Origin of the sequence: Peribacillus sp. YIM B13477 (assembly GCF_042787955.1) — a bacterium.
Classification (GTDB): Bacteria; Bacillota; Bacilli; order Bacillales; family DSM-1321; genus Peribacillus; species Peribacillus frigoritolerans.
The window spans coordinates 1-24,743 of sequence record NZ_JBHZPD010000021.1 but is presented as its reverse complement, the minus strand read 5'-3'; the positions used below and the strand labels follow the sequence as shown (position 1 = coordinate 24,743).

Genomic DNA, 24,743 nt, shown 5'->3' with positions numbered 1-24,743 from the left:
TTTGCTTTTTTGATAGTGTGTGCTCACTTAAAATTTAACGTTGGCGCTTTGTTTTGTTCAGTTTTCAAAGAGCAATAATGGAGCGGGTGAAGAGAATCGAACTCTCATCATCAGCTTGGAAGGCTGAGGTTTTACCACTAAACTACACCCGCATTTAATTTTAAATTATTTTCAGAAAGAAAGAATGGTCGGGAAGACAGGATTCGAACCTGCGACCCCTTGGTCCCAAACCAAGTGCTCTACCAAGCTGAGCTACTTCCCGTAAAATATGGTGCGCCCGGCGGGAGTCGAACCTACAACCTTCTGATTCGTAGTCAGATGCTCTATCCAATTGAGCTACGGGCGCTAATTCCTATGATGTTATTGGTGCGGCCGAGAGGAGTCGAACCTCCACGGGGTTTCCCCCACTAGGCCCTCAACCTAGCGCGTCTGCCATTCCGCCACGACCGCGAAAGCGACTTTGTAATTTTAACACCTTTTCAACTTGATGTCAAGAAGAAAAATATCAGTGCGGGTGAAGGGACTTGAACCCCCACGCCTTGCGGCGCCAGATCCTAAGTCTGGTGCGTCTGCCAATTCCGCCACACCCGCGAAAATAAATGGTGAGCCATGAAGGATTCGAACCTTCGACCCTCTGATTAAAAGTCAGATGCTCTACCAACTGAGCTAATGGCTCTAAATAAAATGGCTGGGCTAGAAGGGATCGAACCTTCGCATGACGGAATCAAAATCCGTTGCCTTACCGCTTGGCTATAGCCCAATAATCAAATACTAATTAACAGCCAGGATAATATTATATCACGATAATATTTATTTGGCAAGTGTTTTTTTAGAAAAAATGGCGGTCCCGACGGGAATCGAACCCGCGATCTCCTGCGTGACAGGCAGGCATGTTAACCGCTACACCACGGGACCAGTATTTTGATTGTGCATAAGAAAGTGACCCATACGGGATTCGAACCCGTGTTACCGCCGTGAAAGGGCGGTGTCTTAACCGCTTGACCAATGGGCCTTGATATAAAAATGTGTAACTGGCGGAGAAGGAGGGATTTGAACCCTCGCGCCGCTTACGCGACCTACACCCTTAGCAGGGGCGCCTCTTCAGCCTCTTGAGTACTTCCCCAAAAAAAATGGCTCCGCAGGTAGGACTCGAACCTACGACCGTTCGGTTAACAGCCGAATGCTCTACCACTGAGCTACTGCGGAATAATGAAGATTGGGTTCCTTTTTCACGCTCAAGGACCTTAGTGTTTGTCGTTAAGGACAAGTTGTTATCTTGTCGACTCTTATGATTATAAAGAGGTTGCAACCTAAAGTCAAGAGTTCTTTTGTGTTTTTTTATTTTTTTGTTTTTTGCTCCTTAAACCCTTGGTAAATCAATGTTCCACGACATTTACCACAAACGAAACGGGTAGTGTCGATTCGTTTTTTTCTTATATATACCTGCTGACAGTCTTCACATTTATATTGAATTGTATTCATCTTTTTCTTTAATTGGTTAGATGGCAGCGGCTCGCAAAATCTCGGTGCCCCCACTTTTTTGAGTAAATGCTTAAAGTCCGCATCACGATGCTGGTACCCCTTCTTCTCGATGTGCAGATGGTAATGGCACAATTCATGCTTAATGATTCCAATCATTTCTTCCACACCGCGTTCATCAAGATACTTCTTATTTATTTCTATATTGTGTGAACGGAGCAAGTATCGTCCTCCTGTTGTCCGGAGACGCGGATTAAAACTCGCTTGATGACTAAAGGCCTTTTTAAAGTCTTTCAACGAAATTTCTTCTACTAGTTTTTGCAATTGACGATTATCCATTTCCCCCTCCCTTTCCTTGGTAACATGACAACCCATTATAACATAGACTAATAATACAATAGGAAACTAAGGGAGGAAAAGCTATGCCTAATTGGTTCCAGAATCAAATCCGCAAAGCCTTTTATGAAAAGGATTATTATCAAGTGAAGATGTTGAATCAATGTTGGTTTTTTTATCAAAAGAAAGAAAGTCTCAGATTATAGATTCGACATTGTTCCAAATATAAATACATCATTTCAAAAAAACCCCTTCTAATATAGAAGGAGCTTACCTTAGGCTAGTTTTGATCCTTTGGCTCGAGCATCGTTAAAGATACCCTTTGCTTTTGGGAGTCAACTAGTTCGACCCAGACTGTGACAACATCCCCAACGGCAACTACATCCAATGGGTGCTTTACAAACCGGTTGCTCAGTTTAGAAATATGCACCAGTCCATCCTGTTTAACACCGATGTCCACAAACGCACCAAAATCCACAACATTCCTCACTGTACCTTGTAACTCCATCCCAGTTTGCAGATCCTCCATTTTTAGTACATCCTGCTTAAGCAGCGGTTTTGATAACTCATCCCGAGGATCTCTTCCCGGTTTCATTAAATCATCGATGATATCTTTGATCGTAATTTCCCCAATTTCCAATTCATTGACCAAATCAGCTGGATTTAGCTTACCTAACTCTTCATTCAGTGCATCACTGCCTAAATCCACAGATGTGAATCCCATTTTCTTCAATAATTTATTCACGGCACTGTAGTTCTCAGGATGTATCGCGGTTTGATCTAAAGGTTCATCTCCATTAATGATACGTAAGAATCCTATACATTGTTCATATGTTTTGGCACCAAGCCGGGGAATCTTCTTTAATTCCTTCCTGCTTTGAAATTTCCCTTCCACTTCTCTTTTCTTCACGATATTTTGAGCAACAGATTTTGATAAACCTGCTACATATTGTAAGAGAGACGATGAAGCGGTATTGACATTAACACCCACCTGGTTAACAGCTGTTTCCACTACAAAGGTGAGGGATTCCGTTAACTTTTTCTGAGACACATCATGTTGATACTGGCCTACCCCCACAGATTGCGGATCAATTTTAACAAGTTCAGCAAGGGGATCTTGAAGCCTTCTGCCTATCGAAACTGCGCTTCTCTGTTCAACTTGAAGATCCGGAAACTCTTCACGTGCTATATCCGAAGCTGAATACACACTGGCTCCCGCTTCATTAACAATGATATATGAAATGTTCCCTTTCACTTCTTTTAAAATATCTGCAATGAATTGCTCTGATTCACGTGATGCCGTTCCATTGCCGATTGCCACGATCTCAACCGAGAACCGCTGAAGTATATCGATCGTTTTTTCACGTGCAGCATGAAGTTTCGCAGCAGGAGGATGCGGATAGATTACACTTATATCAAGTACCTTTCCGGTTTCATCAATGACAGCGAGCTTACAGCCAGTCCTATATGCCGGATCTAAGGCGAGGACCACTTTTCCTTTAAGCGGGGGCTGCAAGAGCAGGTTCCGGAGGTTTTCAGAGAAAATGTGGATAGCTTGATCCTCAGCTTTTTCCGTCAGCTCTTTTCTGATCTCCCGCTCTACAGAAGGCATGATCAAACGCTTAAGTCCATCCTCTATCGCAGATTTAAGAACAACTTGGGCTTCAGATTTGTTATTTTTAATGATTTTACGTTCCAGATGACCAACGATGACTTCATTCCGGGGCTGAATGGAGATTCGCAAAACCTCCTCCTTTTCACCTCTATTCAGCGCCAACACCCGATGAGGTACGATTCTTTGAACCGGCTCCTCATACTCATAGTACATTTCGAAGATTTTTTTCTCGTCCTTCTCTTCATTTTTCACAGTTGAAATCACTTTTCCAGCTTTGAAAATTTCGGCCCTTATCCACTTCCTTAATTCTGCATCATCGGAAATATGTTCAGCTATGATATCCTGCGCACCTGCAATAGCCTCTTCAATAGAAGGAACTTCTTTTTCTGCCGATATGAATTCAGCTGCTTTTTCGCTGACTCGAGGATGCATTTGACATTCCAAAAGCCAATTGGCCAGTGGTTCAAGCCCCTTTTCTTTAGCAACTGTCGCTTTCGTTCTCCTTTTTTGTTTGAATGGCCTGTATAAATCCTCGACTTCCTGCAGTTTTGTGGCCTTTTCGATTTGTTTTGTTAATTCTTCCGTCAATTTCCCCTGTTCACCAATTGAACGAGTAACTTCCGCTTTCCTCTGGCCAAGGTTTTCTAGATAGTTCCATCTTTCCATAATGGAACGAATCTGCACTTCATCAAGTGAACCCGTCATTTCTTTTCTATACCGTGCAATAAAAGGGACAGTATTCCCCTCTTGCAGCATCTGTATGACGTTTTGAACTTGATGATTTTTCAAAGTCAGCTCATTGGATATTTGTTTTATCAATTCTTTTAATGTATCTTCTACAACGATCATTTTGTTTACCTCCAACCTTTTGCTCTAATATATATAGTCTAGCAAATGAGCGATGAAGTTGCGAATTCCATACAAAAAAGCTCACTTCCGAATTATGGCGAAAGTAAGCTTCCTAAAATGAAAGTTGTATCATCTGCAGTTAATGGACTGCTTTTTAATATGCATTGGGCGTTCTTATCGATAGGGACCAGCCTTTTTAAAAAAGACTTAGCTCCCTTAAGTTCCAAACCATCGGAATGAAGAATGAATTTAGCATTTGGTTCGTATTTGTATCTTTGCGTCCTGTATTTTTGTTTCCTGCCGGATAAATACCCTGTAACAGGTAAAGGGTAAACGAGTTTATCGTCGTTTGGATTATACAGGAAAAAGCGGATATTGCCCACTGAACTGTATACAAATTCATTCTTATCATAAAAGATTTTCAAAATGGAAACGGCTGCCCCCCGTTTATCGACTAAAACTTGATTGCACACTGCCATTAGTGCTTCCACATCCAACTCATGATTACGTTTAACTTCCTCGATGACGGCATGGGAGGAATCGTATGCATTTTTCCCGCTGCCTAGCCCATCTGCCAGGACACATACAAAGTATTCTTCCGTATGAAGAAAAAAGTAATCATCACCACAGTAAACCATCCCGTTTTTAGACGATTGTGAGACAAGGACTTCTATTTTTTCTCCCCTTAGAATATCTTTGATCACTGAATTAACTCCGAGTTTTCAGCATTAATGGCTTCTTGAAGTTTCTTGATCGCGCGGCGTTGGAGCCTTGACACATGCATTTGGGAAATCCCAAGCTTATCGCCAGCTTCTTTCTGGCTTAAATTCTCTAAATAAGTATGTTGAATGATCATCTTTTCACGGTCACTCAGCACATGAAGCACCTTTTCAAGCACAAGACGCTGATTGACCTTTTCAAAACCTTCATCGACATTTCCGAATATATCAAGCAATGTGACAGTGCCGCCATCAGAATCCGCCTCAATAGAATGATCCACGGATAAAGCTTGATAGCTTTTTCCCATTTCCATCGCCTCTAAAACTTCTTCCTCGGTCACGCCAATACTATCGGCTATTTCATCTATTCTTGGTGAACGGTGCAGAGTTGTCGTTAACTCCTCGACAGTCACCCTGATTTTCGGACCTAGTTCCTTAATTCTCCTTGGCACATGGACACTCCATGTTTTGTCACGAAGGAACCTTTTGATTTCCCCGATAATAGTGGGGACGGCAAATGCCTCAAAGCTCTTACCGAAAGATTCATCATATCGTCGAATGGCACCTAATAGACCAATCATGCCGACTTGGGAGATATCCTCCTGAAATGATTTCCCTTTCGCATACTTACGGGAGATTGTTTCAACCAAACTTTTATAATGGATGACGAGATTACTCTGCGCTTCTTCATCTTGATTCTGCTGGTAAGCTCTGATCCATTCATTTACCTGTTCTCTTTGTGCCTGATTAGGTTGAGACTGTTTTTGCATCCATCTCCACCTGCTCTCCTTCTAAAAACTTAGTCATAAATACAGTAACCCCATCATGCTGATGAATTTTCACATCATCCATCAGAGTTTCAATAAGGTAAAGACCCAAGCCTCCTTCTCTCAAAAGTTCGACTTTTTGTCCATTTTCGTATGGACCTAGCCCTTGACGAACCTCCTCGAAATTACAGCTCTTGCCACTATCGGAAACCATGACCTCCAAACGGTCAGGATAAAGGCCGAAACTTACTTTCACTTCACCTTTTTCAGAATCCTTGTATGCATGCTGTACCGCATTTGTACAAGCCTCACTGGTAGCGATTTTCAAATCCTCTATTTCATCATACGCAAATCCCATCCGGCTTCCAATTCCAGAAAGCGTTAAACGAATGACACCGATGAATTCTGGTTTTGCAGGTATTTTCATTTCGATGTAATCATATACTTGACTCATTCTAACCCACCCTCTGTACCACTTTTTATATCAATGATATCTGCAAGACCTGTTATATCAAATAAACGTCGTAACCTTTCCGATAATCCAACTAACGTGAACTCGCCATTATGTGCCCTAACACTTTTAAAAGCACCTACAAATACCCCAAGTCCCGTACTATCCATATACGAAACTTCAGTTAGATCAATAGTAATCGAAACATTTTCCTGCTCTGAAATTGGAAATAGTGATTCTCTTAGTTTCGGCGCAGTATAAGCATCGATTTCACCTTTTAGTTTTACATTAAATTCAGTATTCAACTCATTAACATCTACTGTTATATTCATCCTTGACCCACCTCTTCAAATCCTCTTCATTCCTATATCTATACCCAGCAGAAACAATACTAAACATTTGATTTTAAAATTATTAATGTAAAATCATCCCTCAGTTGGAAGTTCTGCATTTTCTCCAATTGTTTATATATATTATTCACCATTTCCTGGGCTTGCAAATGCATATTTTTTTTAATCAAACCAATAAGCGTTTCCCTTTCTATGAACCCATCATTCGTACGGCACTCCGTTACTCCGTCAGATAATAAAATGATCATGTCGCCACGATTCACCGTTTTTTCATATTGGCGATACCTTGTTTTTTTATCAACGCCAAGCAACAAGCCCTTTGCATCCAAATCGCTAAAAGCACCTGTAGCTGCGTCATAGTAAAATCCAGGTTCATGTCCAGCTGAAGCATAGGAAAATTGCCTGTCATGCGGATCATATAAACCATAGAACATGGTTATGAACATGCTTGGATCAACATTATGCTCCACAACCCGGTTCAAACTCTCAAGTACACTTTTCGGTTCATGTCGATGCTCCGGAAGACTGTCCATCGCATATTTGATCATCGACATGCACAGCGCAGCAGGGATCCCTTTTCCTATGACATCGGCTATCCCAACACCTATACGCTCATTTTCATCCTGGACGAAGTGATAGTAATCCCCGTTCATCTGCCTCGCAGGAACACTGATCGCCCCAATTTCAAGAGCTTTGATATCAGGAATTTCCGTTTCCAAAAGAGTATGTTGAACGTTTGCCGCTATCTCGATTTCCGTTTTCAATTCCTGCTGTTGATGTCTGAGGCTTTGATGTTCACGGTATGCAATGCCGTAGCCCATCATGACTTCTAGCAGAAAATCGAAAGAATCCAATACTTTCCCCGGTAATTCCGGGTAAAGTTCCATTAAGTTATTTTTATGCATACTTATGATTTCTTCTGGAGATATATTGTATTTGATATGTAGGCGGCTAATCTTCTGCCCTTGATAGAGTGCCTGCTCATTTTGGTCTTTAAGATAAGTAGAAAGCGCCTCATGATACTTTTTCTCCATGTTCTCCCTAATATCCATAGTCCCCCCCTAACGGAGCCATTTCGTCGCGATAATCTTAGTCCCTTCACCTGGTATCGATTCAATATCAAAGTCATCCATTAAACGTTTGGCTCCAGGAAGGCCTGCCCCCAGCCCCCCTGAGGTGGTATATCCATCTTCCATGACTCTGCGGATATCCTCAATTCCCGGCCCTTGGTCTTCTGCAATGATTTTCAATCCTGACTTCCCATTTATATTTAGCTTTTCTATGCTAACACTGCCTTGTCCAGCATATAGGTATATGTTTCGGGCCAATTCGCTAATGGCCGTTGTGATTCTGGCCTGGTCTACAGTACCGAACCCCAACTCTTTAGCGACATTTCTTCCGAGCTGCCTTGCAGCTACGATGTCCCATTCATTTATGATTTTTACGCAGGATTGGAACTCCATTCTTTAATCCCCCAATTCCTGTTGTAATTTCTCCAGGCCTTTCTCTAAGTCTAATGCTGTCAGAACATCATCGAGACTAATTCCTAGTTCAATCAATGTTATTGCAACAGCAGGCTGGATTCCCGTAATTACAACTTTGGCCCCCATAAGCTTAGACATGCTAAAGACATCGCCTAATACCTTTGCGATAAAAGAATCAATAAAATCTATTGAGGTAATATCTATAACAACGCCATTCGCGCTTGTTTCATGAATCTTATGCAGTAAATCCTCTTGAAATTGAAGGGCTGTCACATCATCCAATTCCCACTGTATAGAGACTAACAAGCAGTCATAAAGCTTTAATATCGGAATCCTCATACTTATCCCTCCACCTTTACGATCTTACGGCTCGTTAATTCCAACGCAACTTCTATCCCTTTTTTCAACGTATTCTTTGTAATCACTTCATTTAAATTAATGCCAAGATTAACGATGGTTTGAGCTATTTCAGGACGGATGCCGCATAGTATACATTTGGCGCCCACTAATCGGACTGCTTCCGCTGCTTGAATGATATGGTGGGCAACCATGGTATCCACGACCGGCACGCCCGTAATATCAATAAGAACGACTTCAGATCTATGCTTAACCACGCCAGTCAACAGGTTTTCCATTATCTGTTTGGCTCGTTCCGTATCAATCGTACCAATCAGCGGCATTACCGTAATTCCTTCCAATACAGGAATGAGCGGTGCCGAAAGTTCTTGCAACGCTATTTTTTGCATGGAAACGGTTCTTTCCCAAGTTTGAGTATATATATTGACTATTTCATTATTTATCGGTGTCGCCCATTTATCCAAATGGTTAACGAGATTGACTTGATTATCAGGAGTAACGAGACCCTTTTCCACCATTCCATTAATGACAATTAACGTGAACTTATGAAGTCCTTCATTGACGAAAGTAAGAGGCCATCCCAATTGGACGACTTTCTCGGCAAAATCTGAAAGCTTCAATGTGAATTCCTTGTTTTTACTATCAACGTTCGTGATGATCATATCTATAAATTCACTGCTCGTTTGCGTGAACATTCGATCTGAGACAACTTTAATTAATCTTTCGTCCGTACTTTCCTTCATGATGCCCATCCACTCAGTAAGGATGTAATCTTGATTTTGCTTAATAAAATCGTAAACCAATTGATTCATAATATCCTCCCATTCTAACACAATTGCTATGTTTCCCTGTCCACGTCACAAGGATGTTAACTAACTGTAATGTTATTTCCATTTGGATTTCCTTCGAGTTTCTCCACTGCACTTTTGCTTTTTTTAGGTATTTACAACATAACTACATACCCGAAATTCAGGTAAGAAAAACATAAATAAATGAAAAGTTAGGGAGATACCAAAAAAAACAATGACATTCCATCCAATATCTAACTGTATAATGTTTTTATTCGTCAAATTTTTCATATTTCCTCCCTGTTTACTTTTTGGACACATGTTTATGTTATTTCATAAAAAAAAACACGATTCCCACAGTACAGGAATCGTGCCATCTAAATAATATCAAGAATGATTTGTATTATAATAACGCCCGGTTTAACGGGAAAAATTTTCTTTAAAACTCAATGAGGCCTAAACTTATTTGCAAAGCTTCATTGACTTTTTGCATCATCGGTTCGTCAAGATGCGTAATTTTATCAGTTAAACGCTGCTTATCGATTGTCCGGATCTGTTCTAATAAAATGACGGAATCCCGTTCGAATCCGTACTTTTTTGCATTAATCTCAACATGTGTAGGCAATTTCGCTTTTTGAATTTGAGCTGTAATGGCTGCCACGATCACAGTCGGACTAAAGCGATTACCAATATCGTTTTGTAAAATTAGTACCGGACGGGTTCCACCCTGCTCTGAACCGACTACCGGGGAAAGGTCTGCGAAGTATACGTCACCACGCTTAACAACAATCAATGGCTCAGCCTCCGCTAACTAATCGTTCAACGCAATGACCAGCCTCGAATTCAGCCTGGAAGGCTTCAGAAGCAATCGTTAAATTAATGGCCGCCATTTCAATATAACCGCGTTTCATCGATTCACGAAACTCTTTCTTTTTACGTTCGCGAAGATACATTTTTGTGGCACGATAAATAAATTCACTGCGATTCACATTTTCCTCACTCGCATACCCGTCTAACTCTGTTAAAAAATTTTGAGGTAATCGAATTAATATCTCTCTTGTTGCGCTGGATTCAGACACAAACATACACCTCCACCATCACTACACACCTTTATTATATATCCTTTTCAATATTACCATTAAAATGCCTATCTGCAAAGAGTATATTCTATTCTCAATCCTATTATCAGCATAATAAAGGAAATCTTATTCACAATCTTAGGATTTTTTTACAATCCGCTCATTCCAAAATGAAGTTACGTACATGATTCACCTGATTGTCTTTCAAATATATGCGGGGCACTCTTGCTCCTATCATGCATGTCACCTCATAGTTGATCGTTTCCAGTTTTGCCGCTATCTCATCGACAGTAATCGATTCATCCCCATCATTCCCGATTAATGTGACCACAGTTCCTACAGGGTATGGTCCAGGCAGCTTGATCATGCATTGATCCATGCAAATCCTTCCGACTATGGGCACTCTTTTTCCATCCACAAGAACTTCCTGACCTTGCAGCTTACGGATCCAGCCGTCAGCATATCCGATTGGCAAAGTTCCAATCCATTCATCACCTTCAGCCGTATAAGTCGCTCCATAGCTAACGCTTTCACCCTTAGCAAGCTGTTTAACCGCGACCATCTCCGTTCTCAATGATATAGCCTGTTTTAATGGAAATGGCAATATCGGCTTCATCTCCATGGAAGGACTCAAACCATACATGGAAATCCCCATTCTTACTGCATTCCATTCTGAATCGGTGAACCTTAAAGAAGCTGCACTATTGGCTGCATGAACATATTCCGGCTTTCCCGTCAATTCGGAAAGCATCCCTTTAAAAAAGGCAAGCTGCTTTTCATATAAGTCCGTCTTCATTTCATCCGCAGTCGCGAAATGAGTGAATATCCCTTGGAAATTGAAACAAGTTTCCCTCTTAAGCAAACTTTCCACTTTCATGAGTTGACCTTTATCTCGAATGCCGATTCTCCCCATGCCGCTATCCACTTTTACATGGATTTGCAAAACTTGTCCCGGTTTCAACAAATCCTTTGCCTTCTCCAACCATGCTTCATCGAAAACCGTCACGGAAATACCATGCTCGGCAGCAAGCGCTGCACTTTCAGGCCTAGAAGCCCCAAGGACAAGAATCGGGGCCAATATACCTTTTTTCCGTAAGGCAAGAGCTTCATCCAAAAAAGCTACACTTAAAAAATCCGCCCCCGCATCAAGCGCCGTTTTAGCCACTTCATAGTCCCCGTGGCCATAAGCATTGGCTTTGACGACAGCGAAAAGACTAACGCCCTTTTTCAGACTTTTTTTCATTGAAGAGATATTTTCAAAAATATTATCCAAATTTACTTCTGCCCACGTATCTCGATGAAATACTTTCGTTTCCAAGACCTTTTCCTTCTTTCCTACACTCACCATAAGATTCTTCCCAGTAGCGAAGTTTTCGTTTCATTATAGGACCATTCTATAACCAACCGCTAGAAAGATAAAGTGCTTTTTCACCTTGATCCTCATTTCCCGGCTGCCAGCCTAAATCAAATAATGGGTTAAAAAAGGTCAACAAGCCGCTTCCCCGCCTATCCTACCTAGAAGAAACCTTCGTAAGGAGACGGGAAACATCAGCTTGTTATGTAATCCTATTTGACTGGATCTTCCCCAACCGAACGGGCGACTTCTATCATCTCTTCCTGTGACAAATCCTTTGACGCTATCATGTAATCGACACCTTCAAAAGTCCATGCAATCGTATTTCCCGTCATGGCCCCGACAGTATAACCCAAATCAACAGGTTCTCCATTCACATTCGTCGAAACGGAAGTTTGGACTACCTCAGCTTTTTCCTGAACTAATGTAAAACTTTTTGTACCCTCATAGGTCAAAACGACACGTTCTCCCTTTTCCGTCGTAATTTCTTTTTCTTCCGTTAAATTCATATCGCCAATATTTTCAGGGTATTTCACTGCAAACCCCTCATTTTGGACTTCTGCCATAACGGGAGCTTCAAGTTGTGCACTTGTCATGTTTTTCTTCATGTCAAATGAATCTTTATCAAAACTCGTATCGAATTTTACTTTTGAGAATTCAACAAGAACCAAAGCGGTCCTATCAGGGTCCATGACTTTTACACTGACTGGGGATAAATCCTTTTTGTTTATAGTAATCTCTTGATATGGCAACATTTTATTGTTTTGGTAGCGCGTTTTCGTTTCAAAGACATAGTGTTTATCCGTTTCTTTATATGTCGCACTTTTATCTTCCGTAATGTCTTTCACCAACGACTCGAACAAATAGGCCTGACTGCTGTTCTCCGGCCACTCGCTTTGAAATTTAAAACTTTTATTCAAAGCAGGCGTCAAAACGTATACACCATCATCATTTTTCAAAATCATCTGGCTTTGATCTTTCTCTTCATTTTTCAGATTCACGCGGTAAAAAGAAGGGTCCTTATGCCAAATCTCCACATTATACACTTGAGGTTCCGTCCCCATCTTTAATGTCATCTTCGCGTTAGCTTTATATCCTTTCATTTCACCAAGCTTCTCATTCAATTCACTCACTACGTCACTCTGCGATTTTTGGCCGCAAGCAGAAAGAGCAAGCAAGAGCATGATCCCTGCAAAAAGCATTACCATCTTCTTCATCTTTTCAACCCCTTTTTGTCATTTGAACGTAAAAGGGAGAGGAAAAGGCAGGATTCGGACATTGGCTCGACTGATGTTTTAAATTCCTCAGTATTTTAGACAGGACCATTTCTCGATCCGGCTAAAAACTTTTCGAGAGCACCTACTCTGCCATGTACCTTTTACCGGGCCTTGTCTCCCTATAGCACTAAATGTATATGAGACAACCTTAAGGTTTATGACCCGATTGGACAAAACTCCACTCACCCTTCAATTACGACTTGAGCAACCGCATAATCCCTGCTATGGCTAATCGAAAGGTGGACCCCTTTAGAAAACGGCTTTGAAATCACCGGCTTCCCTTTATCATCCGAGATGATTTCAATATCCAAAAAGGATAAGTGCTTACCGATCCCTGTACCGTACGCTTTTGAAAAAGCCTCCTTTGCCGCAAAACGGCCAGCAAAATACTCGACCTTCCTTCTTCCATTTAACTTTTCGAAAATCAAGATTTCACTTTCCGTCAATATACGCTCCTTTAAACGGGGTTGCCGATTAATCAATGTTTCCATTCTATCCAACTCAGTAATGTCCACGCCTATACCTTTAATCACTTTGACACCTCTTCTATTAATTTAATAAGTTGCATATCATTAGGAGGACTCTTTTACCTGAAAATGATAATATTGTATCTAATTAAAAACGATATAAGGAGGAATTTATGTTTACAAGAACAGAAAGCTTCCGTGAATATGCAAATTCTTATCGAGCTGTAACTGTGCTCATACTCATTATGATGCTTGTATTCGTTCTCGTCCTTTTCCCCGTACTTCCCGGCAATGCACTCTTTTATTATGGCACAGGTGTGAATTTATATATCGCTGATGGACAATGGTGGCGTTTGATCACCCCCATCTTTCTACATAGCACGTTTACACATTTACTGTTTAATGGATTCTCACTTGCCATCTTTGGTCCATTCCTGGAGAAATTACTTGGAGCCTTCAAGTTTTCAATCTTCTTTTTATCGACAGGGATCCTTGCCAATATCGCAACCTTCCTGATTAACCCACTGACATATAACCACGTAGGTGCTAGCGGAGCAATTTTTGGTTTACTCGGATTCTTTCTATATCTTGTGCTGTTCAATAAAACCAATTTTACTAACAACGAAAGAAATACAGTATATACATTGACCGGAATTGCCATTATCATGACTTTCATCCAGCCGCAGATCAACGTTGTCGGTCATTTGGCTGGAATGGCAACCGGCTTTTTAACAGCTCCATTATTCTTAAGAAAAAAATGGTAGGCCAAACAGCCGACTCTTCCTTTCAATCATTGGGAGTCGACTGTTTTTTTAGGTGAATACCATGATTTAATTATTAGGCAATCCTTTTCTTCCACATCAGCAACCATACCGACCCGGGAGGTAATTCCTGATTTAATCGATGCTGTAATGGTGGCTAATTCTTTTCGATTCTGAAACCAGCTTTTTTTATATGTGATTGATTGAATTCTGCTTCTCTGCATGATCAATGTTTGCTTCGAGAAAAAACGGCTGCTCAATAGCAATAAATTCCCTTCTATGCTCCAACCTGCATCTCTATATTGCATGTATGCCCAAAGAATCGCCAACGGTACAAGCAAGAAGGAAAGATAACCCCAAGGTCTGAAAAACCATACCAAAGCACCGATGATCGGGATGAGGTATAGAAACTTTCGAAACACATACCTGGAAAGTGCACGCTTGGGTATTGGTGTCATCTCCGTATCCGTTTCATAAACCGGTAAAATTTCCATGATTTTCTTCTGTAAATGCTTCTTTCTGATTAAAGGGAACAGCATGATGGAAAGACTTTCTTTATCTTCCATGCTCCCTCCCGCATATTCAATATAAACCGTCGCCAATCCCAATGGCTTTCGAATTAAATTCTCCATGATCCGGATACCTTGAATTTTATGGATAGGGATTGTCAGCCGTCTTTTCTCGAGAAGCCCCCTGGAAATAACGATCTCCTCATCCGTTTTTATCACGGTAAAGGAAGCGTATTTAATTACCATACTTAATGTGGCCAGCACATAAACCGCCAATAAAGCCACAAGGGCAAACAAGGTCAGAATGAAGGTCCCCATTTCAATAAAATTTTCATAATCCTTAAATATTCTCTGAAAAGGTATCATTTCATCGAACTGTGAAATAAAAGCGACTGCCCCGGATAGGAAAACACCTACCGCTCCCGAAGTGGCAGCCATAGCGAATAACTGCGGCAGCGTCTGCTTAAAAACGGAAGATGATTTTGCAACAATTTCATTATCCGCGACTTCATCTTTATCCCTATCAAATGGGTTATACGCATTTTTTTCCTCGCTTATATAAGCATTGATTCGATCCGCATCACTTTTCCTTATGGCTGATAATACGGCATCCGCCTGAGACCCGCCTGCCGTTTCAATATTCAGCTTCACAAGGCTGAATACCCTCTGGATGATGCCCTCTGATATATCCATGCTATGAATCCGATCAAACTTTATATACCGTTTCTTCCTTACGAATACCCCGGACTCAATTCTGAATTCTCCCTCTTCTATCCGATATGTAAAGCGTAACCATTGCAAGAATGCATTCCCTATAATCAAAAGTATAATAATGGCAATGACCAGCGGTTGTATCCATCCGGGAATTCCTTCATTCTTCCCAGGAATGACGACCACTAATAAAAAAGGGATGACTAACTCCTTAATCGATTTAATGATGTTAAGCAATACAGCTATGGGGTGAAGCCTTTTAGGATCAGACATCTTCTTCCTCCACACTTGCCATTCTCGAAATATAATGCCGCAATTCATCTGCCTCTGCAAGGTCCAAGGCAGGGATAACATGAAGAGTCGCTGCAGTGGAAATTTCAACGGAGGCTAAATCGTATTTTCTTAATAATGGCCCTTGCTTCGTTTCAACATGCTGAACCCTTATCATTGGAATGAGTGTTCTTTTAATGATGAAAATACCACTTTGGATATCAATTTCAGTATTTCTTACCTCGTAACGCCACCTCTTCCATTTAACCGACGGAATCAGAAAGATGGCAAGAAAGGATTGGATTGTCGAAATTAGGACCAACGCGCCAATCACCCAATATGTCCAATCAAAAATGATTGTAAGCACGAGTACGGCGATGCTTATAATCCAGGTTATTGAACAGCTAATAAGACCACTGATTTTCCATACGGTTAAGGCCTTATTCGATATACGATTTTCAGGTTCCATGTGTTTCTCCTCTTCCGGACAGGTAATGCTAATCGAATCATCATCATCCATCCTTGCTTTCATCCATTATACTATATTTAAATACTGGAAATTAACCCCTTTTCAAACAAAGGCTTTGAGCATTCCATCCAAAAACCGAGGACACCTTTCATGAAGAGTTGGAGATGCACATAAAAAAAATGCCGCTCAAATGAGCGGCATTCCCAATTCAATTAAATCTTATTAGTTTTTTCTCTTTTTTGGCTCGTGCTGCGATTTCCGTAACCATTCGATTTACGGTTCGTGCTTGGGCGTTTCCCTGATCCGCTGCCGTAATCTTTTCTGCCTGAAGAACTGCGGCCATTGCGCTGTCTGTTGCCAGAAGATCCGCTTCCTCCGCGATTGCGACGCATTGGAGATGGAGATTCTTCCGTTAACTTGATAGGCGTTTGATCCGGTTCTTTTGTCATTGATTTAAGCATGGCTGCAACTAAATCCGCTGCGCTATGTTTTTGCAATAACTCTTCCGCTTGACCAAGATATAAAGTTAAATCCTCATTCTCGATTGTATTAAGGATTTTTTCCGTTACTGCTTTTTGTTGACCTTCCAACGCTTCAGTTAACGTAGGAGTCTTAAGTTTCTCCATACGTTTTTTCGTTGTATGTTCAACTGCATGCAGTTGGCCTCTTTCTCTTGGTGTTACAAACGTAATGGCTATACCATGTTTACCCGCACGTCCTGTACGTCCAATACGGTGAACGTAGCTTTCCGGATCTTGAGGGATATCAAAGTTGTATACGTGAGTAACGCCGGAAATATCAAGTCCACGTGCAGCAACGTCAGTAGCAACGAGCACATCGATGCTGCGGTCTTTGAACTTTTTCAATACAGAAAGGCGTTTTGCCTGGCTAAGGTCACCATGAATGCCTTCAGCCATATAACCGCGGATATTCAATGCAGATGCCAATTCATCTACACGGCGTTTCGTACGTCCGAAGACGATCGCAAGATCCGGTGTTTGAATATCGAAAAGGCGTGCAAGTGTATCGAATTTTTCACTTTCTTTTAACTCCAAGTAATATTGTTCGATACGATCCACTGTCATTTCTTTAGCTTTTACACGTACAAGAACTGGTTCTTGCATGAATCTTTCAGCAATTTTACGGATCGGATCAGGCATTGTAGCTGAGAAAAGCAATGTTTGCCTTTCATCAGGAACCGTTGAAAGGATTAATTCAATATCCTCAATGAATCCCATGTTAAGCATTTCATCCGCTTCATCAAGAACTACAGTGTGAACTCCGCCTAATTTAATATTTTTACGTTTGATATGGTCTAAAAGACGACCAGGCGTACCAACGATAATATGTGGTTTTTTCTTTAAAGCACGGATTTGACGGTCGATGTCTTGTCCACCATAAACTGCAAGTACACGAGCACGTTTTCCGTAACCAAGCTTGAAAAGTTCCTCGGAAACTTGAATGGCAAGCTCACGTGTAGGTGCGATGACGATCCCTTGCACGTTTTCGTTATTGATATCGATGTTTTCCATCAATGGAATACCGAATGCTGCTGTTTTACCTGTTCCTGTTTGTGCTTGACCGATTATATCTTTACCTTCAAGTGCTAGAGGTATCGTTTGGGATTGAATCGGGCTCGCTTCCTCAAATCCCATTTTTTCTATTGATTTCATGGACGTTCTATCTAATCCTAATTCGCTAAACAATGTCAATGTTTTCGTACTCCTTTTTATATCGTAAATTTACACGTGCATTCATGAATCATGCACAGATGTTTTAGTTCAAATCCTCATCATCATGACGGATGTTCTTCTTTATCTCTTAATAAAAAGTTTATCATTATCACCTAAAAGTATGTCTGCCTTTTAGTTCAAATGAACTCAATATGATTTTTTAAAAAGGAAATATACCAGTACGGACATTCACTGGCATTTTTAATTTCGCGCACGTGTAAACTTATCATTAACCTACGCTCATCTTTTTAAAAGTACATGTAACCAAAATTAAATTCAATATGGAAAATTAAAAGTAGCATAAACGGTGTTTGACCGTTTTATTCAGGTGAGGGCTGCTGCACCTATTATTCATCAAACTTAAAAAGGCTGGATGAACAAAACTTGACGAGAGCCAAGATTCTTATACAAAACAGGCCCGGTGCGTTGAGGATTTGCAGAAGTGGAAAAGCGCTAAAAATGCGGCTTGATTCCCTAATAGCTACTAAAGCCGCCAAGAGATGCAGCTTTTATATATGACCAGACGCGCGGCCTATTTAATCTAAAATAATCTCAAGAATGAACTCATGAAACATGTAAGAACATACAATTTTGTTGCCTCAACCTGATTAATTTAAATAATCATCAATGATAAGACATTTAAACTCATACTCATATTACCATTTTCAAACTGTTAATGCAATAAAGGATATCGTCCCATTCAGAGTTACTAAAACTTTAGATCGTTTTAAAAACGGTTAAATTGGATATCTCCACCTGATAATTGTGCAGCTGATTTATTCAACAGAATTACCTTAGTTACTATAACCTATCATGCGTAAGTGGATTCAGACTGTAACGACAGTTAGCTTAAGGAATCCAGTTGGGAGGATTTCAGTAACCTATTCCTGTTTTAAAATAACGGTTCGGGATTAACCATTCCAAACCACTAACTATATACATGTGAATTTTTCACAAAACGAACATCCATTTATATATGATATGAGTTTAAATCAAATAGTTTCAAGAAACCTTTTTCAGGAAGGATTAAATCTAATGATAACACCCTTCCACGATTACCCCCATAGGAAGAAAGGGCTTATCATGAATGAATTTCCAGGTATATGGGATCATTCATTTTTCGAAAATTTCATCTTTTTGTGTAAAAATTATAGTAAATAAGTCTAAATGCAGTATGATTGACCTATCAACAAATCAACGGGGGGTTATATGAACATATTCACAATAGATGTTCCTTTATGTAAGGATTTTGGTCGAATCTTAAAGAAAATGAACAAGAAAGTCACTTTTTTGGAGGATCCACTCAATCAAAGTCATCTATTCGAAGATTCATCGGACTTAATGAAATCATTATTTATTTTGCCTTTGCACATATCAACAGATTCTTGGCAGCAAACTTCTTTATTTGCCTTAGCTGAATCTCACGAAATCCCTATCTTATTCATTTACAAACGCGCTTTAGGAATGGAGCCCCCACAGACCTTACCGGAAAAGACCTTTTATGAAACCATGGCAGTCCCTGCCGATTCAGTAGAAGTCCGGATTAAATTAAAGTCACTCAAAAACATCAGCATGCAATTGTTTTCGGCAAAAATGAAGGGGCAAGAGCTTGAAAAGATACACCAAAAATCAGCAAGGAGCCTGCGAATTGCAAAGGGGATTCAACTTTCAAGTTTACCTTTGTCGATCAATAATGAAGATATAGAGGTCAAAGGCCTTTGTCAGCCTTCGAGTGAGCTTTCTGGGGATTTATTTTACTGGGCGGAGGTCGGCGACAGGATATACGGCTTCATCATGATCGATGTATTTGGAAAAGGCATCCACACAGCACTTATAAACATGTCCATAAGGACTTTGATGCCCGACCTTATCAAACGGGTCAAAGACCCCATATACATAACGGAGGAACTGGGCAAACATATCCGGGAACTATTTCAAGGAGTTAATCGGGAAAACAAAAAACATGCTCGTATTACAGCCTTCATCGCATACGTGAATACAAAGGATCGACTCATCGAATATGTGAACTCCGGACTTCCTTCGGCCTTTTTGTATTCCCCATGCACCAATCAAATTCTCAACTTAAACGAAGGGGCCGCCCCAAGCGGACTGATCCCCGAATTGCCCATAAAAAAAATAGTCTTTCATTATGAACCAGGAAGCCGTTTCATCATCTATACAGACGGACTGTCTAAAACGCCCACACCTTCCGCCATCGACCGATCTGACAATATCGAGAGGGAATTCATTGAAAATGTCCATCTCGATACAAATGACCTTCTTCAGGAGCTGTTGGTCTCAAGGATGAGGCATTCAGTGATTAACGATGACATCTGCATTATAGCCGGGACACTGTTTTAAAGACAATAAAAAAGGCCGTTTCAAAAAAGAAACGGCCTTTTCTTTATTTTTTATTTTTGTAGAGCTTGAACGACTTCCTCCAGCTTCATGCCCCTGGAAGCTTTAACAAGTATGATGTCATTTTCCTGTGTGGACGACTTAAGTTCCTCTATAAGCTCCTGCTTATTTTGAAAAGGGCGAACCTGCTCCGATGAAAAAGACTTACTCGCTCCCTTGGCAATAAACTCGGCTAAAGGACCATATGTGAAAATCTTATCAATCCGCTCATTGGAAATCAATTCACCAATTTTCGTATGAAAGTCTTTTTCCTGCGGCCCTAATTCCAACATATCTCCCAATACAAGGATCTTATTCTCGAATCCAGATAAGCCCTCAACCAACTCCACTGCCGCCTTGACTGAAGTTGGACTGGCATTATATGCATCATTGATGATTTTCTGCCCTTTTGCGCCTTCAACCAATTCCATCCTCATATTAGTTAACTGAATGGTCGATAGGCCTTTACGGATCGAAGAATCATCCACATTGAATTCTTTTGCAACCAAGATGGCCGCCAACGCATTAAGAACATTATGATGACCTAACACAGGTATCTCATAACCGATCTCCTTATCACCGCTTGCGATTGTAAACGTGGTACTGTCTGCCCCTTGGCTAATGGACTGTGGATATAAATCATTTTCTTCCGTACGTCCAAAAGATATTACGTTTAAATCAGGAAAATCCTTTTTGATCCGATTGCGAAGCAATGGTTCATCACCATGATATATCAGCGTTCCATCTTTCGCCAAACCTTCGACAATTTCCAACTTCGCATTCGCGATTTCCTCGCGTGATCCTAAATCCAATAAGTGTGACTCACCGATATTGGTAATGATCGCTACATCAGGCTTTGCCATTTTGGATAAGAACTCGATTTCACCGCGGCTGCTCATCCCCATTTCCAAAACAGCCGCTTCCGTATCCTGTGCCATAGAAAGTATCGTTAGCGGCAAACCTAAATGATTATTGAAGTTTCCATTGGTTTTATGAACCTTATAGGCAGTGGCCAGCAGCGCAGCGGTCATATCTTTCGTAGTGGTCTTACCATTGCTCCCTGTTATCCCAATGACTTTTATATTCAACTCCTGGCGGTAAGAACGCGCCAATTGCTGAAGTGCTTTCTCAGTGTTTTCGACAATGATTATCGGTAAATCATCAGGAGGATTCGGAACATCCCTTTGCCAAAAGGAAGCTGCAGCCCCTTGCGCTAAAGCCTGCTTGACATACTCATGGCCGTCAACCTGCTCACCCTTAAGCGGAATGAACAAACATCCTTCCTTAACCGTTCTTGAATCGATGGTAACCCCTTTAATTCCTTTGGACTGGAATGGACTGATATCATTCAATCCCTCTGCCATTTCATGTACTTGTTTTAACGTTCTCTTTATCATTTTGTTCCTCCTACATTCATCGAACCGTTAATCGCTCTCCGTTAACCAAACGAAGCAGAAACCAGTTTAAATCGCACCGGTTCCTGCTGATTGGAATCCATCAAATCAAGGCATGATGGATTGTGGAGTTTACTGATACTTTACCTGCATGATCAAACTGTATATTTGATTTGTTGTTTTTCCTGATGACGTTCCAAGGCAAGTTTCACGAGTGTTTCAATTAACGCTGGATAGTCGACACCTGTGTGCTTCCACAATAACGGAAACATGCTGAAAGGAGTAAACCCAGGCATTGTATTCACTTCATTAATATAGATTTGCCCCTCATGCGTCAAGAAGAAATCTGCGCGGACCAATCCAGAGCAATCCAATGACTTAAAGGCAGTAATGGCCATTTCGGATAAAGCTGCATACTCGCTTTCCGTTATATCCGCCGGAATGACCATCGCTGAATTACCGTCTACATATTTTGCTGAATAATCATAGAAGGCAAAATCTTTTTTAGGGATGATTTCGCCTGCCACTGAACAAGACGGTTCATCATTACCAAGAATACCAAACTCGAGTTCACGAGCAATGACCCCTTCTTCAATGATGATCTTCCGATCGAATTGAAAAGCTTCCGCTACCGCTTTTTCCAGTTCATCAGCATCATTACATTTGCTGATACCGACACTTGAACCTAAATTGGCAGGTTTGACAAAACAAGGGTACCCCAATTCATCCGCTACCTTTTTGATGGCACTTTCAGTATTCTTCTCCCATTCAGAACGAATGAACCAAGTGTATTTCACTTGAGGAAGTCCCGCCTGGGCAAAAATGTTTTTCATGATGACCTTATCCATTCCTGCTGAAGAAGCTAAAACGCCATTCCCTACATAAGGAAGGTTCAACAGTTCCAGCATCCCTTGTACGGTTCCATCTTCTCCATTCGGTCCGTGAAGCAATGGGAAAATTACGTCATACCCTGTTGATTCACTATTTTCATCAGTTGAATGTGCTTGCAAGGCCAGAGGCGAGCTCGATTTTTCTGGTGAAAATGTCAAAGCCTCCACGTTCTCGGCAGGACCTGTTAACTTTGGTCCATTAATCCATGAACCATCTTTTGTTATGTAAATCGGATATATATCAAACTTTGCTAAATCGAGAGCTTTAATGACTGCTAAAGCCGTCTGCATAGAAACCTCATGCTCCGCAGATTTTCCACCATAAAGCAAACCAAGTTTAGTTTTCATGAGTTATTACCCTCCAATATTCTTTTAACCATGTTCATTGTATCACTTTACACTAAAACGGATAAAGCGAAACTTCCATCATTGAGGCTTTTCCAATGATTACTATTCAGCGGAACACAGGATAAAACCGCCACATCCTTTGGCAACTCCTGTGCGTCGCAATCGGGCATTTACAGGCTGTTGGCTCACCACATTTATTTTTCATTACATTTATCAACAGGCCTTCTTACAGCCTGTTAATGCGGGATAAAGCGAAACTTCCATCATTGAGGCTTTTCCAATGATTACTATTCAGCGGAACACAGGATAAAACCGCCACATCCTGTNTTACAGCCTGTTAATGCGGGATAAAGCGAAACTTCCATCATTGAGGCTTTTCCAATGATTACTATTCAGCGGAACACAGGATAAAACCGCCACATCCTGTGAACACCTCTACGTTTCCCTCTCTTATCTTTTATGCACGAGACGGTAAGTCTTACACCTAAAAAGTTCAAAGACTTCAAACAAAATCAGGAAGATGGTGTATTTTTAATAACGCTTTCCCAAATCTTCTCTTTTCGATTGAAGATAATAAATGCATCAGGCTCCTTAATATCTCTATCCGAAAAGGAATCATGCATTTCATCCATGTTTAAATAATCCCCTACGACCCATGCCGGTATCTCAATTTTCGTTCTAGTATACTTAACATCCCGAAAGGAAAAAACGAGCCCCTCTGCCAGAATATGAGCCAAGGAAACGATGATTTCTGCAGGAATCGCCGTCAGCTCTTTTTTCTTTCTGATTCCAAGCCACGTCCTCTCTACTTTTAACGGCTCCAGCTTTAGCGGAATCAGACTTCCTAACATCATATAATATGTCGAAAGAGAACGAAAATAAATTTTATTGAACCAGCCATCATCCTGGGCAAGGTACACAAATTGGTTATTCAATTTACGGAAAAACGGGGGATCCAGATGGGTTTTAGCGTGTCCTAAATATAAAAGTTCCGCTATTTCCCTTCCATCCAATTCATCCAGCCCTTCCGCTTCTTCAAAATCGATCCAACAGAAATCTCCATATGCCCGGACATTTTCTTTAACGAGTTTCGCAATAGCTTCGGATGAAGCGCTCTCAAGCAGGACATTCAAATTGTATTCCCCACCATCGAATTGATGTTTCAATAATAAGATCGAATCCAAGGTATACGGAAGCGAATTGACGAATTCACGAAAATTGAGTCCATTAAAAAGGACAAACCGTTCGGAAGCCTGCATATACATGTATAAGATATCATTACTTTCATTCTTCATAACCTGACCCCCTCCGAGCTCTCAATCAATAATGTTATTTTATCAAACTTTTGGAGTTTCACGTAAGTTATATAACCCCAATATTAATCATCATCATCTGCATCAGGTAAATAACATGAACCAAAATCCATATTAACCAATAGGAAAAAATATAGGATTCGAAGAATGGATCATAAATGGTTTTATCATTCATTCACTCATTTCATAGGGCCGCTTCCCTTTTTGCTGATGCTTCCCCAGCTCAAAATGACCGACATTAGCTTTGAAAACAAATCAACCGTATTTTAAAGCCTGAAGGTAGTTTCCTCCATAAAACAATTCAACTTGAAGTGCTTGAGTATCTGAAGGAAGCAGAGTTTACAGTCATCGAGAAATAAGAAAGCGCTTTTTCATTCAAAAAATAAATAAAAAAAATCCAGAGTGACATTTCACTCTGGATTTTGTGTATTAAGAAACTTGTTGTTCTAGTTCTTTTTTGGAAGGAGGGTTGAATTGACCTTCCCATTTAGAGATAACGATTGCCGCAAGTGAATTACCAATAACGTTTACCACTGTACGTCCCATATCAAGAATACGGTCGATACCGGCAATAAA

The 24,743-nt window shown here is 40.7% G+C and carries 25 protein-coding genes and 11 tRNA genes; 3 read left to right on the top strand and 33 right to left on the bottom strand.

Annotated elements, in window-relative coordinates; translation table 11 throughout:
- Positions 1 to 78: 78 nt before the first annotated feature.
- The 12 genes from ACFX4H_RS26550 to ACFX4H_RS26495 form a co-directional block, all read right to left on the bottom strand.
- Positions 79 to 152, bottom strand: a tRNA-Gly gene (locus tag ACFX4H_RS26550).
- A 33-nt stretch (positions 153 to 185) separates the two neighbouring features.
- Positions 186 to 262: transfer RNA gene (locus tag ACFX4H_RS26545), tRNA-Pro, on the bottom strand.
- A gap of 7 nt (positions 263 to 269) precedes the next feature.
- Positions 270 to 346: transfer RNA gene (locus tag ACFX4H_RS26540), tRNA-Arg, on the bottom strand.
- A gap of 18 nt (positions 347 to 364) precedes the next feature.
- Positions 365 to 450 (bottom strand) — tRNA-Leu (locus ACFX4H_RS26535).
- 59 nt (positions 451 to 509) lie between these two features.
- Positions 510 to 591 (bottom strand) — tRNA-Leu (locus tag ACFX4H_RS26530).
- A 9-nt stretch (positions 592 to 600) separates the two neighbouring features.
- Positions 601 to 676 (bottom strand) — tRNA-Lys (locus ACFX4H_RS26525).
- A 9-nt stretch (positions 677 to 685) separates the two neighbouring features.
- A tRNA-Gln gene (locus ACFX4H_RS26520) sits at positions 686 to 760 on the bottom strand.
- Positions 761 to 839: 79 nt separating this feature from the next.
- Positions 840 to 915 (bottom strand) — tRNA-Asp (locus ACFX4H_RS26515).
- Between the two features lie 25 nt (positions 916 to 940).
- Positions 941 to 1,012 (bottom strand) — tRNA-Glu (locus ACFX4H_RS26510).
- Between the two features lie 20 nt (positions 1,013 to 1,032).
- A tRNA-Ser gene (locus tag ACFX4H_RS26505) sits at positions 1,033 to 1,123 on the bottom strand.
- An 8-nt stretch (positions 1,124 to 1,131) separates the two neighbouring features.
- Positions 1,132 to 1,206 (bottom strand) — tRNA-Asn (locus tag ACFX4H_RS26500).
- Between the two features lie 132 nt (positions 1,207 to 1,338).
- Positions 1,339 to 1,818, bottom strand: coding sequence for a SprT family protein (locus tag ACFX4H_RS26495; RefSeq protein WP_063592366.1), 480 nt, complete (start codon positions 1,816 to 1,818; stop codon positions 1,339 to 1,341).
- Between the two features lie 83 nt (positions 1,819 to 1,901).
- Between ACFX4H_RS26495 and cmpA the strand changes: the two genes are divergently transcribed.
- The gene (cmpA, locus tag ACFX4H_RS26490) at positions 1,902 to 2,021 is read left to right on the top strand and encodes a cortex morphogenetic protein CmpA (RefSeq protein WP_089364909.1); all 120 of its coding nucleotides are present in this window, start codon (positions 1,902 to 1,904) and stop codon (positions 2,019 to 2,021) included.
- A gap of 74 nt (positions 2,022 to 2,095) precedes the next feature.
- On the opposite strand, the gene ACFX4H_RS26485 is transcribed toward cmpA, so the two are convergent.
- From ACFX4H_RS26485 to acpS, 14 genes are all read right to left on the bottom strand, one after another.
- Complete coding sequence (locus ACFX4H_RS26485; RefSeq protein ID WP_377436578.1) at positions 2,096 to 4,279, bottom strand: Tex family protein; 2,184 nt, start codon at positions 4,277 to 4,279, stop codon at positions 2,096 to 2,098.
- Positions 4,280 to 4,371: 92 nt separating this feature from the next.
- Positions 4,372 to 4,983, bottom strand: coding sequence for a PP2C family serine/threonine-protein phosphatase (locus tag ACFX4H_RS26480; protein WP_222620049.1), 612 nt, complete (start codon positions 4,981 to 4,983; stop codon positions 4,372 to 4,374).
- Entirely contained in the window at positions 4,980 to 5,768 is a 789-nt protein-coding gene (gene sigB / locus ACFX4H_RS26475) for an RNA polymerase sigma factor SigB (RefSeq protein WP_034306363.1), read from the bottom strand. Before sigB ends, ACFX4H_RS26480 begins: the two co-directional genes overlap by 4 nt.
- Positions 5,746 to 6,219: an anti-sigma B factor RsbW gene (gene rsbW, locus ACFX4H_RS26470; protein ID WP_034306366.1), complete on the bottom strand. Its 474-nt coding sequence runs from the start codon at positions 6,217 to 6,219 to the stop codon at positions 5,746 to 5,748. The genes sigB and rsbW overlap by 23 nt, the downstream gene beginning before the upstream one ends.
- On the bottom strand, positions 6,216 to 6,548 hold the full coding sequence (locus ACFX4H_RS26465) for an anti-sigma factor antagonist (RefSeq protein ID WP_034306369.1): 333 nt from the start codon (positions 6,546 to 6,548) through the stop codon (positions 6,216 to 6,218). Before ACFX4H_RS26465 ends, rsbW begins: the two co-directional genes overlap by 4 nt.
- Before the next feature lie 59 nt (positions 6,549 to 6,607).
- Positions 6,608 to 7,618 carry a PP2C family protein-serine/threonine phosphatase gene (locus ACFX4H_RS26460; protein ID WP_063592368.1) on the bottom strand — a complete coding sequence of 337 codons (1,011 nt, stop codon included), beginning with the start codon at positions 7,616 to 7,618 and terminating at the stop codon, positions 6,608 to 6,610.
- A 9-nt stretch (positions 7,619 to 7,627) separates the two neighbouring features.
- Positions 7,628 to 8,029: an anti-sigma regulatory factor gene (locus ACFX4H_RS26455; protein WP_048682056.1), complete on the bottom strand. Its 402-nt coding sequence runs from the start codon at positions 8,027 to 8,029 to the stop codon at positions 7,628 to 7,630.
- A gap of 3 nt (positions 8,030 to 8,032) precedes the next feature.
- Positions 8,033 to 8,389 carry an STAS domain-containing protein gene (locus ACFX4H_RS26450; RefSeq protein WP_048682053.1) on the bottom strand — a complete coding sequence of 119 codons (357 nt, stop codon included), beginning with the start codon at positions 8,387 to 8,389 and terminating at the stop codon, positions 8,033 to 8,035.
- A gap of 2 nt (positions 8,390 to 8,391) precedes the next feature.
- A complete protein-coding gene (locus ACFX4H_RS26445; protein WP_048682050.1) occupies positions 8,392 to 9,219 on the bottom strand; it encodes an RsbT co-antagonist protein RsbRA in 828 nt (275 codons plus the stop codon).
- A 415-nt stretch (positions 9,220 to 9,634) separates the two neighbouring features.
- The gene (locus ACFX4H_RS26440; protein WP_034306610.1) at positions 9,635 to 9,985 is read right to left on the bottom strand and encodes a type II toxin-antitoxin system PemK/MazF family toxin; all 351 of its coding nucleotides are present in this window, start codon (positions 9,983 to 9,985) and stop codon (positions 9,635 to 9,637) included.
- 7 nt (positions 9,986 to 9,992) lie between these two features.
- On the bottom strand, positions 9,993 to 10,274 hold the full coding sequence (locus ACFX4H_RS26435; RefSeq protein ID WP_034306380.1) for a CopG family ribbon-helix-helix protein: 282 nt from the start codon (positions 10,272 to 10,274) through the stop codon (positions 9,993 to 9,995).
- Positions 10,275 to 10,434: 160 nt separating this feature from the next.
- On the bottom strand, positions 10,435 to 11,622 hold the full coding sequence (gene alr, locus ACFX4H_RS26430) for an alanine racemase (protein WP_063592369.1): 1,188 nt from the start codon (positions 11,620 to 11,622) through the stop codon (positions 10,435 to 10,437).
- A 218-nt stretch (positions 11,623 to 11,840) separates the two neighbouring features.
- Positions 11,841 to 12,845, bottom strand: a complete 1,005-nt coding sequence (locus tag ACFX4H_RS26425) for a LolA family protein (protein WP_063592370.1) — start codon at positions 12,843 to 12,845, stop codon at positions 11,841 to 11,843.
- A 242-nt stretch (positions 12,846 to 13,087) separates the two neighbouring features.
- Positions 13,088 to 13,438, bottom strand: coding sequence for a holo-ACP synthase (gene acpS, locus ACFX4H_RS26420; RefSeq protein ID WP_063592371.1), 351 nt, complete (start codon positions 13,436 to 13,438; stop codon positions 13,088 to 13,090).
- A 107-nt stretch (positions 13,439 to 13,545) separates the two neighbouring features.
- Between acpS and ACFX4H_RS26415 the strand changes: the two genes are divergently transcribed.
- Positions 13,546 to 14,136 (top strand): rhomboid family intramembrane serine protease, encoded by a 591-nt coding sequence (locus ACFX4H_RS26415; RefSeq protein ID WP_063592372.1) that lies wholly within the window; start codon positions 13,546 to 13,548, stop codon positions 14,134 to 14,136.
- 26 nt (positions 14,137 to 14,162) lie between these two features.
- On the opposite strand, the gene ACFX4H_RS26410 is transcribed toward ACFX4H_RS26415, so the two are convergent.
- The 3 genes from ACFX4H_RS26410 to cshA all read right to left on the bottom strand — a co-directional run bounded on the left by ACFX4H_RS26410 (position 14,163) and on the right by cshA (position 17,804).
- A complete protein-coding gene (locus ACFX4H_RS26410; RefSeq protein ID WP_283866940.1) occupies positions 14,163 to 15,626 on the bottom strand; it encodes a PH domain-containing protein in 1,464 nt (487 codons plus the stop codon).
- A complete protein-coding gene (locus tag ACFX4H_RS26405) occupies positions 15,619 to 16,092 on the bottom strand; it encodes a PH domain-containing protein (RefSeq protein ID WP_063592690.1) in 474 nt (157 codons plus the stop codon). The genes ACFX4H_RS26410 and ACFX4H_RS26405 overlap by 8 nt, the downstream gene beginning before the upstream one ends.
- Before the next feature lie 212 nt (positions 16,093 to 16,304).
- Entirely contained in the window at positions 16,305 to 17,804 is a 1,500-nt protein-coding gene (cshA, locus tag ACFX4H_RS26400) for a degradosome RNA helicase CshA (protein WP_048682025.1), read from the bottom strand.
- A 1,230-nt stretch (positions 17,805 to 19,034) separates the two neighbouring features.
- Between cshA and ACFX4H_RS26395 the strand changes: the two genes are divergently transcribed.
- Positions 19,035 to 20,186 carry a PP2C family protein-serine/threonine phosphatase gene (locus ACFX4H_RS26395; RefSeq protein ID WP_377436575.1) on the top strand — a complete coding sequence of 384 codons (1,152 nt, stop codon included), beginning with the start codon at positions 19,035 to 19,037 and terminating at the stop codon, positions 20,184 to 20,186.
- A gap of 50 nt (positions 20,187 to 20,236) precedes the next feature.
- On the opposite strand, the gene ACFX4H_RS26390 is transcribed toward ACFX4H_RS26395, so the two are convergent.
- The 4 genes from ACFX4H_RS26390 to ACFX4H_RS26375 all read right to left on the bottom strand — a co-directional run.
- Positions 20,237 to 21,619, bottom strand: coding sequence for a UDP-N-acetylmuramoyl-tripeptide--D-alanyl-D-alanine ligase (locus tag ACFX4H_RS26390; RefSeq protein WP_063592376.1), 1,383 nt, complete (start codon positions 21,617 to 21,619; stop codon positions 20,237 to 20,239).
- A gap of 152 nt (positions 21,620 to 21,771) precedes the next feature.
- Positions 21,772 to 22,854: a D-alanine--D-alanine ligase gene (locus ACFX4H_RS26385; protein ID WP_063592377.1), complete on the bottom strand. Its 1,083-nt coding sequence runs from the start codon at positions 22,852 to 22,854 to the stop codon at positions 21,772 to 21,774.
- Between the two features lie 512 nt (positions 22,855 to 23,366).
- Positions 23,367 to 24,149, bottom strand: coding sequence for a hypothetical protein (locus tag ACFX4H_RS26380; protein ID WP_241637966.1), 783 nt, complete (start codon positions 24,147 to 24,149; stop codon positions 23,367 to 23,369).
- 447 nt (positions 24,150 to 24,596) lie between these two features.
- A partial coding sequence (locus tag ACFX4H_RS26375; protein ID WP_377436580.1) for a cation:dicarboxylate symporter family transporter occupies positions 24,597 to 24,743 on the bottom strand: 147 nt, incomplete at its 5' end.

Bases quoted from the DNA above. Each gene is read 5' to 3' on its own strand.
- ACFX4H_RS26410 (WP_283866940.1), bottom strand. From the start codon at position 15,626: ATGTCTGATCCTAAAAGGCTTCACCCCATAGCTGTATTGCTTAACATC.
- ACFX4H_RS26425 (WP_063592370.1), bottom strand. From the start codon at position 12,845: ATGAAGAAGATGGTAATGCTTTTTGCAGGGATCATGCTCTTGCTTGCT.
- rsbW (WP_034306366.1), bottom strand. From the start codon at position 6,219: ATGAGTCAAGTATATGATTACATCGAAATGAAAATACCTGCAAAACCA.
- ACFX4H_RS26455 (WP_048682056.1), bottom strand. From the start codon at position 8,029: ATGGAGTTCCAATCCTGCGTAAAAATCATAAATGAATGGGACATCGTA.
- ACFX4H_RS26415 (WP_063592372.1), top strand. From the start codon at position 13,546: ATGTTTACAAGAACAGAAAGCTTCCGTGAATATGCAAATTCTTATCGA.
- ACFX4H_RS26465 (WP_034306369.1), bottom strand. From the start codon at position 6,548: ATGAATATAACAGTAGATGTTAATGAGTTGAATACTGAATTTAATGTA.
- ACFX4H_RS26460 (WP_063592368.1), bottom strand. From the start codon at position 7,618: ATGGATATTAGGGAGAACATGGAGAAAAAGTATCATGAGGCGCTTTCT.
- cmpA (WP_089364909.1), top strand. From the start codon at position 1,902: ATGCCTAATTGGTTCCAGAATCAAATCCGCAAAGCCTTTTATGAAAAG.
- ACFX4H_RS26485 (WP_377436578.1), bottom strand. From the start codon at position 4,279: ATGATCGTTGTAGAAGATACATTAAAAGAATTGATAAAACAAATATCC.
- ACFX4H_RS26385 (WP_063592377.1), bottom strand. From the start codon at position 22,854: ATGAAAACTAAACTTGGTTTGCTTTATGGTGGAAAATCTGCGGAGCAT.
- ACFX4H_RS26390 (WP_063592376.1), bottom strand. From the start codon at position 21,619: ATGATAAAGAGAACGTTAAAACAAGTACATGAAATGGCAGAGGGATTG.
- ACFX4H_RS26380 (WP_241637966.1), bottom strand. From the start codon at position 24,149: ATGAAGAATGAAAGTAATGATATCTTATACATGTATATGCAGGCTTCC.
- ACFX4H_RS26395 (WP_377436575.1), top strand. From the start codon at position 19,035: ATGAACATATTCACAATAGATGTTCCTTTATGTAAGGATTTTGGTCGA.
- ACFX4H_RS26495 (WP_063592366.1), bottom strand. From the start codon at position 1,818: ATGGATAATCGTCAATTGCAAAAACTAGTAGAAGAAATTTCGTTGAAA.
- ACFX4H_RS26450 (WP_048682053.1), bottom strand. From the start codon at position 8,389: ATGAGGATTCCGATATTAAAGCTTTATGACTGCTTGTTAGTCTCTATA.
- sigB (WP_034306363.1), bottom strand. From the start codon at position 5,768: ATGCAAAAACAGTCTCAACCTAATCAGGCACAAAGAGAACAGGTAAAT.
- ACFX4H_RS26445 (WP_048682050.1), bottom strand. From the start codon at position 9,219: ATGAATCAATTGGTTTACGATTTTATTAAGCAAAATCAAGATTACATC.
- alr (WP_063592369.1), bottom strand. From the start codon at position 11,622: ATGGTGAGTGTAGGAAAGAAGGAAAAGGTCTTGGAAACGAAAGTATTT.
- ACFX4H_RS26405 (WP_063592690.1), bottom strand. From the start codon at position 16,092: ATGGAACCTGAAAATCGTATATCGAATAAGGCCTTAACCGTATGGAAA.